At 74.0% G+C, this 13,563-nt stretch carries 2 protein-coding genes; both read left to right on the top strand.

What is annotated here, in order from left to right:
* Positions 1 to 116: 116 nt before the first annotated feature.
* Entirely contained in the window at positions 117 to 7,640 is a 7,524-nt protein-coding gene (locus AB0N02_RS46660) for an SDR family NAD(P)-dependent oxidoreductase (protein ID WP_363961517.1), read from the top strand.
* On the top strand, positions 7,637 to 13,563 hold a 5,927-nt coding region (locus AB0N02_RS46655), incomplete at its 3' end, for a type I polyketide synthase (RefSeq protein ID WP_363961515.1). The genes AB0N02_RS46660 and AB0N02_RS46655, both read left to right, overlap by 4 nt.

The raw sequence follows: 13,563 nt of genomic DNA, 5'->3' as shown, positions 1-13,563 counted from the left end.
ACACCGCCGGAATCACGATCGCCTGGGAAACCCTGCTGGGCGGCGGTCCCGCGGCGGAACTCCCCACCTACCCCTTCCAACGCAAACGCTTCTGGATCACCGATCGTGCGCGCCCGGTGACCTCGGCCGCCGCCGAGTCCGATGCGGACGGCCGGCGGTACCGGATCGACTGGCGCCCGGTGTCCGAACCGGTGCCCGCCCGGCCCGCCGGCACCTGGGCCGTGGTGACGACCCGGTCCGCGCACTGGCTGGACGGCGTGTTCGACAGTGCCGTCCTGCTCGGCCCGGACGAGACGGCCGGCCCGGACGTGGCCGGGCTGCTCGTGCTGCCCGACGTGGACCCCTCGACCGTGGTGGCCGACGCGCCGATCTGGCTGCTGACCCGTGAGGCGACACCGGCGGGCGGCACCCTGCCCGACCCGGTCGCCGCGCAGACCTGGGGCGTCGGCCGCACACTGGGACTCGACCGCCTGACCCGGTTCGGCGGCCTGATCGACCTGCCCGCCGAGGACAGCGAGCCGGTGCTGCGGCGGCTCGCCTCCGTACTGGCCGGCCGGACGGAGAACGAGGTCGCGATCCGGGCCGGCGGCGTGTACGTGCCGCGCCTCGTGCCCGCGTCCGGGCAGGCCGTGGCCAGGCCGACGGGCGGTACCGCGCTGGTCGTCGGCGCCGGGCGCCGGGGCAGGGCCGCCGCCCGGTGGCTGCTCGGCAACGGGACCGGCCAGGTGCTGCTGCTCAGCCGCGGCGGGCGGCCTGCGCCGGAGCTCGATCCCGGCGTCACCTCCGTCGCCTGCGACGCCGCCGACCGTGACGCCCTCGCGGCTGTCCTCGCCGAACACCGGGTGACGACCGTCGTCCATGCCGCCACCGGCGACCGCGTCGCCATCGCACGCAACCTCGACGACCTGACCCGAGGCGCGGAGCTGCACACGTTCGTGCTGTTCACGACGCTGGCCGGGGTCTGGGGCGGTGTCGGCCAGGCCGGCACGGCGGCCGAGGACGCGTACCTTACCGCGCTCGTCCAGCGGCGTCGCGCACAGGGGCTCCCCGCGGCGGCCGTGGCGTGGGGGCCGTGGCAGGGCGACGACACCGCGCCGGAGTTCGACCGGCGGGGTGTCGCGGCGATGCCCGAGGACGAGGCGATCGCTGTCCTGGCGACACTCTCGGAGGCGGTGGCCGTCGTCGACGCCGACTGGTCGACGTTCGTGCCGCTCTACACCGCCGTCCGCGACACCGGGCTGTTCCGGGAACTGGCGACGACGGTGACCGCCGACCAGGCCGGTGGGCCGGTGCGGTCGTGGTCGCGGGACGAACTGCTGCGGATGGTGCGTACGCAGGTCGCGGCGGTACTCGGCCACGCCGGCGCGAGCGCGGTCCGGCCGGCCCAGGTGTTCCGCGAGGCGGGCTTCGACTCGCTGATGGCCGTCGACCTGCGCAGAAGGCTCAACGCCGTGACCGGTCTGGCGCTGCCGGCGACGGTGGTGTTCGACCACCCCACGCCGGCCGCGCTCGCCGAGCGCATCCACGCCGACCTCACCGGTGCGGGCGTCGCGGTCTCCGGCGAGACGGCCGTGGTGTCGGACGACCCGATCGCGATCGTCGGTATGAGCTGCCGCTTTCCCGGCGGCGTGCGGACCCCCGAGCAGCTGTGGGACCTCGTCCTCGCCGGTCGCGACGCCATCGGCGACTTCCCGGCCGACCGCGGCTGGGACGTCGAGGCGCTCTACGACCCCGATCCGGACCACCACGGCACCTCGACCACCCGGCGCGGCGGCTTCCTGTACGACGCGGCCGATTTCGACCCCGAGTTCTTCGGGATCTCGCCGCGTGAGGCGCTGGCGATGGACCCGCAGCAGCGGCTACTGCTGGAGACCTCGTGGGAGGCGCTGGAGCGGGCGGGCGTCGACCCGTCGTCCCTGGCCGGGAGCCGGAGCGGTGTCTTCGTCGGGCAGGTACAGCAGGACTACCGGACCCGCCTCGGAGCCGGCCCCGGCGATCTGGAGGGGTACCTCGGCACCGGCAGCGCGTCCAGCGTCGCCTCCGGCCGGATCGCCTACACCCTCGGCCTGGAGGGGCCGACGCTGACCGTGGACACCGCCTGCTCGTCCTCCCTGGTCGCCCTGCACCTGGCCGTGCAGGCGCTGCGCAACGGTGAATGCGACCTGGCGCTGGCCGGCGGGGTGACGGTGATGTCGACGCCGGATGTGTTCGTCGAGTTCTCCCGGCAGCGCGGCCTGGCCGCCGACGGCCGCTGCAAGGCGTTCTCCGAGGACGCCGACGGCACCGGCTGGTCGGAGGGCGCGGGCGTGCTGGTGCTGGAGCGGTTGTCACAGGCCAGGCGCAACGGTCACCGGGTGCTGGCGGTCGTCGCGGGCAGCGCGGTCAACTCCGACGGCGCGAGCAACGGGCTGACCGCGCCCAACGGCCTGGCCCAGCAGCGGGTCATCCGCCGGGCGCTGGCCGGCGCCGGCCTGTCCCCGTCGGACGTCGAGGCGGTCGAGGCGCATGGCACCGGTACGCGTCTTGGCGACCCGATCGAGGCGTCGGCGTTGCTGGCGACCTACGGCCGTGACCGTGACCGTCCGCTGTGGCTGGGCTCGCTGAAGTCCAACATCGGCCACTCCCAGGCCGCCGCCGGAATCGGCGGCGTCATCAAGATGGTGATGGCGATGCGGTACGGCGTGCTGCCGCGCACCCTGCACGCGGACACGCCGTCCACGCGGATCGACTGGTCGGCGGCCGACGTCCGCCTGCTCACCGAGAACCGGCCGTGGGACGGTCCCCGCCGCGCCGCAGTCTCCTCCTTCGGGGTCAGCGGCACCAACGCGCACGTGATCCTGGAGCAGGTGTCCGACCCGGAGCCCGAACCGGTACCGGTGGCGGTGACCGTACCGCCGACGGAGCAGCCGACGGAGCCACCGGCTGTCCCGCTGCCTGTGCCGCTGATGGTGTCCGCCCGCACCCGCGCCGGAGTCGCCGAGCAGGCCCGCGCGCTCGCCGAGCACCTGACGGCACATTCTGACCTGCGCCTTGGGGATGTCTCGCATTCGCTGACGCACACCAGGACCGCCTTCGACCACCGTGCCGTGGTGTTCGCCGCGGACGCGCCCGACGCCGTCCGGCGGCTCACCGGCCCCCTCGACGTCGGCACGGTGCTCGAAGGCCGTACGGCGGTGCTGTTCGCGGGCCAGGGAGCGCAGCGGCACGAAATGGGCAGGCGTCTGTACGGCGAGTTCCCCGTCTACGCGGAGACGTTCGACGCGGTGGCGGCGCAGCTGCCGTCGGCCCGCCCGCTGCACGAGGTGGTCTTCGGTCCGGACGACGGCACGCTGGACCGCACGGAGTTCGCGCAGCCGGCGCTGTTCGCGACCGAGGTCGCGCTGTACCGGCTGCTCGAGAGCTGGGGCGTCGTGCCGGACGTCCTCCTCGGCCACTCCGTCGGCGAGATCGCCGCCGCCCACGTGGCCGGTGTGCTCTCGCTGCCCGACGCGTGCCGCCTGGTGGCCGCGCGCGGACGGCTGATGCAGCGGCTGCCCTCGGGCGGGGCGATGGTCGCGGTGCGTGCCGGCGAGGACGAGGTCCGCGCCGCCCTGGCCGGACGCGACGACATCGCGATCGCCGCGGTCAACGGGCCGGACTCGGTCGTGGTGTCCGGCGCCGCCGAGACCGTGCTCGCCCTGCGCGAGGAGTTCGCCGGCCGGGGCCGCGAGACCAAGCGGCTCACCGTCAGCCACGCGTTCCACTCGCCGCTGATGGACCCGGTGCTCGAGGAGTTCCGCGCGGTCGCGGAGGAGATCGAGTACGGCGAGCCCGCGATGGCGGTGGTGTCCACTGTGACCGGGCAGCCGGTGACCGGTGACGACCTGCGGTCGGCGGACTACTGGGTCCGGCACGCCCGTTCGGCGGTGCGCTTCTCCGACGGCGTCCGCGCCCTGGACGAGCTGGAGGTCACCCGGTACGTCGAGGTCGGTGGCGCGGCGTCACTGACGCCGATGGTCGAGGACTGCCTGGCCGGCGGCGAGCCGCTGGTCGTGCCGCTGCTGCGCCACGGCCGTGACGACAGGCAGAGCGTGCTGTCGGCGCTCGGGCGTCTGTACGCCCACGGCGTGCCCGTGGACTGGGAGGTGTTCCGGGCGGGCACCGGTGCGCGTGCGGTGGAGCTGCCGACGTACGCGTTCCAGCGGCGGCGCTTCTGGCTGGACGCCCCGGCCCCCTCGGCGGCCGTCCCGGCCGGGCACCCCCTGCTCGGTGAGGCGGTCCCGTTCGCCGGTGGGGCGGGTACGGTGCTCACCGGACGGATCGGCGTCGGAGCGCAGCCCTGGCTCGCCGACCACGTCGTCGCGGGCCGGACCCTGTTCCCCGGTACGGGTTTCGTCGATCTCGTCGTCCATGCCGGACTGATGGCCGGCTGTGACGTCGTCGTGGAGCTCACCCTGGAGGCGCCGCTGACGCTCCCGGCGTCCGGGTCGGTGCACATCCAGGTCACGGTCGGCGAACCCGGTGCAGACGGCCACCGCACCGTCCGGTTGCACTCCCGGGCCGACACGTCGGGACCGTGGACCAGTCACGGCACCGCCGTCGTCGCCACCGGCGACGGGCCGGTCCCCGGCCACGTGATCCCCACCGGCGGCACCGAGCACGACGTCGACGGCGTCTACGCGACGCTGGCCGGCCGCGGTTACGACTACGGGCCGGACTTCCGCGCGCTGCGCGCCGTACGGGAACACGGGGACACCCTGGTCGCGGAGGTGGCGCTGCCCTCGGGCGAGGCCGGCGGTTTCGCCCTGCACCCGGTACTGCTGGACGCCGCCATGCACGCGCTCGCCGTGACGGCCGACAGTGTGGGTGAGGTGCTGCTCCCGTTCTCCTGGAACGGGATCCGCATGTTCGCCACCGGTGCCACCGCCGTGCGGGTCCAGCTGACCCGGACCGCGCCGGAATCGGTGACCGCGGTGTTCACCGACCTGTCCGGCACGCCGGTGGCCGAGATCTCCTCCCTGGTGTTCCGGCCGATGCCCGCCGCCGCGACGGGCGCGGTGCCGCTGATGCGCCTCGACTGGGTCGAGCACACGGCTGAGGCCGTCGAGTCCGCTGAGTCCACCGTGGTGCGATTCCCCGCCGGTGAGGACGTCCACGCCGCCGTCGCCCGCGCGCTGGAACTGTGTCGGCGCGACGAGCCGTGCGTCGTCGTCACGCACGGCGTCGACCGGGACCCGGCGGCCGGGGCCGTGTGGGGATTCGTCCGCTCGGCCCAGCTCGAACGACCGGGCCGCTTCCGGCTGGTCGATGCCGACAGCGAGAGCGGCGATCTGTCGGCCGCCCTGGCCAGTGGCGAGGAGCAGGTGGCGGTGCGCGGCGGCAGGCTCCTCGTGCCTCGGCTGTCCCGGATGGACGACGGGCGCCCGCTGACGCCGCCCGCCGGTTCGGCGACCTGGCGGCTGGACGTCGCGGAGCGCGGCACGCTGGAGAACCTCGTCTTCGTCGACAGCCCCGCGGCCGCCGCGCCGCTGGCCGAGGGCGAGGTGCGGGTGTCGGTGCGGGCCGCGGGCGTCAACTTCCGCGACGTGCTCAACGCGCTGGGGATGTACCCGGGCAAGGCCGGCCCGCTGGGCATCGAGGCCGCGGGCGTCGTCATGGAGACCGGGCCCGGCGTGACCGGCCTCGCGCCGGGCGACCGCGTGATGGGCCTGATGCCCGGCGCCTGCGGCCCGGCCGTGGTGACCGACCGGCGCTACCTCGTGCCCATCCCGCGCGGCTGGACCTTCGCGGAGGCCGCGTCGGTGCCGGTCGGCTTCTGCACCGCGTGGTACGCGCTCATCGACCTCGCGGGGCTCCGGGCCGGGGAGTCGCTGCTCGTGCACTCCGGCGCGGGCGGCGTCGGATCGGCGGCGTTGCAGCTGGCCCGGCACTGGGGAGTGGAGGCGTACGCGACGGCCAGCCCGGCGAAGTGGGACGCGCTGCGCGCCGCGGGCCTGGACGACGACCACATCGCCTCCTCCCGGACGCTGGACTTCGAGCGGCGCTTCCGGGGCCGGGTCGACGTCGTGCTCGACTGCCTCGCGGGCGAGTTCGTCGACGCCTCACTGCGCCTGCTCACCGACGGCGGCCGGTTCGTGGAGATGGGCAAGACGGACGTACGGGACCCGGCCGAGGTCGCCCAGGCCCATCCCGGCGTGACGTACCGGGCGTTCGACGTGATCGACGCGGGCCCCGACCGCATCGCGGAGATCCTCGCCGAGATCGTCGCGCTGGGCGAGCGCGGTGTGCTGAGGCCGCTGCCGGTCACCACCTGGGACATCAGGCACGCACCCCAGGCGTACCGGTACCTCAGCCAGGCCCGCCAGATCGGCAAGGTCGTGCTCACGGTCCCGCCGCCGCCGGACCCGGACGGAACCGTGCTCGTCACGGGCGGCACCGGGGCCCTGGGCACGGCGCTGGCCCGGCACCTGGTCACCGCACGCGGGGCCCGGCACCTGGTGCTGGTCAGCCGGCGCGCCGAACTGGACCCCGCCGTCGAGGCGGCGCTGACCGAGGCGGGGGCCGAGGTCACGGTCGTCGCGTGTGACGCCGGAGACCGCGCATCGCTCGGTGAGGCCGTGGCGTCGCTCTCCAGGCCGCTGACGGCCGTCTACCACCTGGCCGGGTTCACCGACGACGGCGTCGTCGAATCCCTCGACCGGCAGCGGGTCGAGGCGGTACTGCGGTCCAAGGCCGATGCCGCGCTGCACCTGCACGAGCTGACCGCCGAGCTGGACCTCGCCGAGTTCGTGCTGTTCTCCTCGGTGTCCGGCCTGTTCGGCAGCCCCGGGCAGACCTCCTACGCCGCCGCCAACGCGGCACTGGACGCCCTCGCCCGGCTCCGGCGCGGCCGGGGCCTGCCCGCGCTGTCCGTCGACTGGGGACTGTGGGCGCCGTCCGACGTACCCAGTGGGATCACCGGCGACCTGCGTGCCGTCGACTTCGACCGGATGGCCCGGTCGGGCATGACCGCCCTCACCGTCGCGGACGGTATGGACCTGCTCGACCGGGCGCTGGCCGGCGGCGAAGCGGTGGTGGCCGCGCTGCGGCTGGACGCGGCCGCGCTGCGCGGCGACGTCCCGACGCTGCTGCGCGGGCAGGCGCGCAGGACCGTCCGCGACGCCGGCCGCCAACGGCTCGACGGACGGCAGAGCGCCGAGCCCCGGGACGTGGACCGGCTGGTGCGGGAGCACGTCGCGTGGGTGCTCGGCCACGCCGATCCCGCCGCGCTCGACCCGCGCCGGCCGTTCACCGAACTCGGTTTCGACTCGTTGACCTCGGTGGAGCTGCGCAACCGGCTGGCCACCGCCACCGGCCTGCGACTGCCCGCCGCGCTGGTGTTCGACCATCCCACGCCCGCGGCGCTCGCGGACTTCCTGCGGTCGCGGCTGACCCGGGTCGATCCCGTGGCCGAGCTGGGCCGTGTCGAGGAGATGGTGCTCGGCGCGGACCTCGACGACGCCACCCGCGACGACCTGGCCGCCCGGCTTCGCGCCTTGCTGGCCGCGGTCGGCGGCACCCTACGGGACACATCACCGGCCGACCCTCCGGCCGACGCGCTGGAGGCCACGACGCTCAGCGAGGTCCTCGACCTCATCGACCGGGAGATCGGCAGGGCATGAACGACGAGAAGAAGGTCCTGGACTACCTCAAGCGCACGCTGGCCGAGCTGCAGCAGACCCGGCAGCGCCTGCAGGAGCTGGAGGCCCGGCAACGCGAGCCGATCGCCATTGTCGGCATGAGCTGCCGTTTTCCCGGTGGCGTGCGGACCCCCGAACAGCTGTGGGACCTCGTGGCCGACGGCCGGGACGCCATCACCGGCTTTCCCACCGACCGCGGCTGGGGACTGGCCGCGCTGTACGACCCGGATCCGGACCACGCCGGCACCAGCTACGTGCGTCACGGCGGCTTCCTGCACGACGCCGCCGAGTTCGACCCCGCCTTCTTCGGCATCAGCCCGCGGGAGGCGCTGGCCGTCGACCCGCAGCAGCGCCTGCTGCTGGAAGGCGCGTGGGAGGCGATCGAACAGGCCGGCATCGATCCGGCGAGCCTGCGCGGCAGCCGGACCGGCGTCTTCGTCGGGTCGATCTACGAGGACTACGGCTCCCGCCTGTGGCGCGATCCGCCGGACGGCTTCGAGGGATATCTCGGCAACGGCAGCATGAGCAGCGTCGCCTCCGGCCGGATCGCCTACACCCTCGGCCTGGAGGGGCCGACGCTGACCGTGGACACCGCCTGCTCCTCCTCCCTGGTCGCCCTGCACCTCGCGGTGCAGGCCCTGCACCGCGACGAGTGCTCCGCGGCGCTGGTCGGCGGGGTGTCCGTGATGGCCACCCCGATGCCGTTCGTGGAGTTCTCCCGCCAGCGGGGGCTCGCCCCCGACGGCCGGTGCAAGCCGTTCTCCGCCGGCGCCGACGGCACCGGCTGGGCCGAGGGCATGGGCATGCTGCTCGTCGAGCGCCTGTCGGACGCGCGGCGGCTGGGGCACCGGGTGCTGGCCGTGGTGCGCGGGTCGGCGGTGAACTCCGACGGCGCCACGAACGGCCTGACCGCGCCCAGCGGGCCGTCCCAGCAGCGGGTGATCCGCGCAGCCCTGTCCAGCGGCGGTCTGTCCACGTCGGACGTGGACGTGGTGGAGGCGCACGGCACGGGAACCGCGCTGGGCGACCCGATCGAGGCGGAGGCGCTGCTCGCCACGTATGGCCGGGGCCGCACCACCGGCCAGACGCTGTGGCTGGGGTCGATCAAGTCGAACATCGGGCACGCGCAGGCCGCCGCCGGTGTGGCGGGCATCATCAAGATGGTCATGGCGATGCGGCACCACACGCTGCCGCCGACCTTGCACGCCGCCGAGCCGACGCCGCACGTGGACTGGTCGTCGGGGGCGGTCAGCCTGCTGACGTCGCCGGTGGAGTGGCCGGATCCGGGGCGTCCGCGCCGTGCCGGTGTGTCGGCGTTCGGGGTGAGCGGTACGAACGCGCATGTCGTGCTGGAGTCGGCCGAGGAGACGGAGGAGGCACCGCTCGAGCCGACGCCGGACTCGGGTCCGGTGCCGGTGGTGCTGTCCGGGCACACCCCGCAGGCACTCGTGGGCCAGGCTCAGCGGCTCCGCGCCTTCCTTGACACCGATCCGGAAACCGGCGTCGCGGATGTGGCGTTCTCGCTGGCGACCGCCCGCACCGCGCTGGAACACCGCGCCGCGACCGTCGCTCGGACTCGTGAGGATCTCGCCGAGTGGCTCGGCGGCTTGACTCGACCGGACGGGCGGGCCACCGGCGGACGTCTGGCGGTGTTGTTCGCGGGTCAGGGTTCGCAGCGGGCGGGCATGGGGTGTGAGCTGGCCGGGGTGTTCCCGGTGTTCGCGGAGGCGTTCGACGCGGTCGTGCAGGCGTTCGACGAGGTCACGGGGCGGCCGTGGGCCGAGGGCGACCTGTCGCGCACGGAGTTCGCGCAGCCCGCGCTGTTCGCCTTCGAGGTGGCCCTGTACCGGTTGCTCGAGTCCTGGGGCCTGCGGCCCGACGTGGTGATGGGGCATTCGCTGGGTGAGATCACCGCCGCCCACATCGCCGGGATGTTCTCCCTGAAGGACGCCTGTCTGATCGTGACGGAACGGGCCCGGCTGATGCAGGCGCTGGAGCCGGGCGCGATGGTGGCCCTGCCGGTGTCCGAGGACGACGTACGGCCGGTGCTGGCGGGCAGGGTGTCCATCGCTGCGGTCAACGGCCCGGAATCGGTGGTCGTCTCTGGCGCGGAAGAGGACGTCCTGGCGGTCGCGGGCCGGTTCGAGCGGTGGCGCCGCCTGGCGGTGGGTCACGCCTTCCACTCACCCTTGACCGAACCGATGCTGGAGGACTTCCGCCGGGTGATGGAGCGGGTGGAGTTCCACCCGCCACGGCTCACCCTGATCTCCAACGTGACGGGCGAGATCGCCGACCCGGAGCAGGTGTGCACGGCCGGTTACTGGGTGGAACATGTACGGGCCACCGTACGCTTCGCCGACGGCGTCAAAGCGTCAAACGCCTCTGTACTGTGCGAGATCGGCCCTGACGGTGTCCTGTCCGGGCTGACCGGAGCCATCCCCACGCAGCGGCCCGACCGCCCGCAGGTGGAGTCGTTGCTCGCCGCGGTGGGGGAGTTGTTCGTCCGTGGTGTGGAGGTCGACTGGCCGTCGGTGTTCTCGGGTACGGGGGCTCGCCGCGTTCCGCTGCCCACCTACGCCTTCCAACGCGAACGCTACTGGCTCGACCCCGTGCCTCAGGCTCCCGCGTCCGACCGCTACCGCGTCACCTGGCGTCGCCACCAGCTCCTGCCCGGTGCCGGTGAGAACGGCGGCCGGTGGCTCGTCGCCGTACCGGAAGACGGCGCGAACCCGGTCGCCGATGCGATCGTCACGGCGCTGGCCGCGCGTGGCGTCGTCGTTTCGACCTTCACCGAGTCCGATCCGGACGACCGGCTTCACGGCGCGGCCGGTGTCCTGTCCCTGCTCGCCCTGGACGACACCGGATTCACCGGCACACTGCGGCTGATCCAGCGGGTTCGCGGCACCGGCGCCAGGCTCTGGCTGGCCACGCGCGGAGCCGTCGCCGTCACGGCCGGGGAAGGCGTCGGCAGCCCCGCGCAGGCGCAGACCTGGGGCGCCGGCCGGGTCGCCGCGCTGGAGGAACCCCACAACTGGGGCGGCCTGGTGGATCTGCCGGACACGCTCGACGACACGGTCGCGGACCTGCTGTACCGCCTGCTCACCACCGCCGGCGACGAGGACCAGTTCGCGGTCCGCGGCGGCGAGGTCTTCGTCCGGCGGCTCGTCCGGGACACGACGCCCGCCGCGGCCGACGGTTGGCGTCCGCGCGGAACGGTTCTGGTCACCGGCGGTACCGGAGCCCTCGGCCGGCACGTCGCGAGGTGGCTGGCCCGGGGTGGTGCCGAGCGGATCGTACTCGTCGGACGACGGGGTTCCGCCGCCGACGGGATGTCCGAGCTGACCGAGGAGATCGCCGCACTCGGTGCGGAACCGGTGGTCGTCGCCTGTGACGTCACCGATCGCGCGGCCCTCGCGCGGGTGCTGGCGCGGTATCCCGTCAACGCGGTCGTGCACGCGGCCGGGATCGAGCGGTCCACGCCGCTGGCCGAGTTGACGGCCGAGGAGTTCGACGAGGTCGTCGCGGCCAAGGTCGTCGGTGCCGAGCACCTGTCCGACCTGCTCGCGGGCACGCCGCTGGACGCGTTCGTGCTGTTCTCCTCGGTGGCGGGTGTGTGGGGCAGCGGACGCCAGGCCGCGTACGCGGCGGCCAACGCACACCTCGACGCTTTGGCGTCGCAGCGGGCGGCCCGTGGCGAGGCGGCTCTGTCCGTCGCGTGGGGTCCGTGGGCCGGGGCCGGCATGGCCGCCGGTGCGGCCGGCGACCGGCTCAGGGAGCACGGTCTGGTGCCGTTGGAACCCGACGCGGCGCTCGCCGCGCTGGAGGTCGCCCTCGCGCGGGACGAGCCGGTGACCGTGGTCGCCGACGTCGACTGGACCCGGTTCCTGCCGCTGTTCGCCGCGGCGCGTCCCCGCCCGTTCTTCGCCGACATGGCGCCGCCGGCCGTGGCGTCCGGCACCGCCGGGACGTTCCAGAGGTCACGGGAACTGCGTGACATCGTGCGCGAGGCCGTCGCCGCCGTGCTCGGCCACCGCGACCCGCGCGCGGTCGACGTCGACCAGCCGTTCCGTGACGCGGGCTTCGACTCGCTCATGGCGGTCGAACTGCGCAACCGGCTCACCGCGGAGACCGGACTCGACCTGCCCACCACTGTCGTCTTCGACCACCCGACCGTTCTCGCGCTCACCGAGATGCTCGACGGGCGGCTCAGCCCGGCCGCGGCGCCGGTGGTCGTGTCGCCGGTGGTGCCGGTGGACGAGCCGGTCGCGATCGTGGCGATGGGGTGCCGGTTTCCCGGGGGCGTGGGGTCGCCGGAGGAGTTGTGGGCGCTGGTGCGCGACGGTGTGGACGCGGTGACGCCGTTCCCGGCCGACCGTGGCTGGGACCTCGCCTACCACCCCGATCCCGGCCACAGGGGTACCAGCTACGTCCGTGAGGGCGGATTCGTCGACGGCGTGGCGGACTTCGACCCGGAGTTCTTCGGGATCTCGCCGCGTGAGGCGCTGGCGATGGATCCGCAGCAGCGGCTGCTGCTGGAGGTGTCGTGGGAGGCGCTGGAGCGGGGCGGGATCGATCCGTCGTCGCTGCGGGGCTCGGCGACCGGTGTCTTCGTCGGCGCCGGATACCAGGGCTACGGCCACTCCGGCGACCGGGTCCCCGACGACGTCGAGGGTTACCTGCTGACCGGAAACGTCTCCAGCGTGCTGTCGGGGCGGATCGCCTACACGTTCGGTCTGGAGGGGCCGTCGCTGACGGTGGACACGGCGTGTTCGTCGTCGCTGGTGGCGATGCACCTAGCGGCGCAGGCGCTGCGGTCGGGGGAGTGCTCGCTCGCGCTGGTCGGCGGCGTCACGGTGATGACCGGGAGCGAGGCGTTCGTCGAGTACTCGCGGCAGCGCGCTCTGGCGGCGGACGGCCGGTGCAAGGCGTTCTCGGCCGATGCCGACGGCACGGGCTGGGCGGAGGGGGCCGGTGTCGTCGTGCTGGAGCGGCTGTCGCAGGCGCGTCGCAACGGCCATCGCGTGCTGGCGCTGCTGCGGGGAAGCGCCGTCAACGCGGACGGTGCGTCGAACGGTCTGACCGCACCCAACGGACGTGCCCAGCAGCGAGTGATCCGTGCCGCGTTGGCGAGTGCCGGTCTGTCGGCTTCGGAGGTGGATGTCGTCGAGGCGCACGGTACGGGCACGCGTCTTGGCGATCCGATCGAGGCGCAGGCGCTGCTGGCGACCTATGGCCAGGACCGTGATCGTCCGCTGTGGCTGGGCTCGCTGAAGTCGAACATCGGCCACTCCCAGGCCGCCGCGGGTGTCGGCGGTGTGATCAAGATGGTGATGGCGATGCGGCACGGCGTGCTGCCGCGCACCCTGCACGCCGGCACGCCCACACCGCACGTCGACTGGTCGCGGGGATCGGTGCGCCTGCTGACCGAACCCGTGCCGTGGCCCGGCACGGGCGACCGGCGGGCCGGGGTGTCGGCCTTCGGTGTCAGCGGGACGAACGCGCACGTCGTCATCGAGGCCGTGCCCGCGGACGACGTCACCGAACCCGAGGCGTCGCCGGTACCGATCCTCCTGTACGGCAGGACGAGAGCGGTGTTGCGCGAGCAGGCCGTCCGGCTGGCCGCGTACGTCGAGGACCGGCCGGAACTCGACCCCGTCACCGTCGCGCGCACACTGACCAGGCGAGCGGTTTTCCGTGAGCGCGCCGCCGTGGTGGCGGACGATCGCCGGACGCTGCTGGACGCGCTGCGGGCGCTCGGCGCCGAGGGGACGCATCCCGCGCTCGTCACCGGCACCGCCCAGGACGACCCCGGCCCGGTTTTCGTGTTTCCTGGTCAGGGGTCGCAGTGGGTGGGCATGGGCCGTGAACTGCTCACCTCCTCACCGGTCTTCGCCGAGCGGATGAC

The sequence above is a fragment of the Streptosporangium sp. NPDC051022 genome, from assembly GCF_040683035.1.
Classification (GTDB): Bacteria; Actinomycetota; Actinomycetes; order Streptosporangiales; family Streptosporangiaceae; genus Streptosporangium.
Note: the sequence above shows the minus strand (reverse complement) of the source record. Positions and strands in the feature narration are given on the sequence as shown.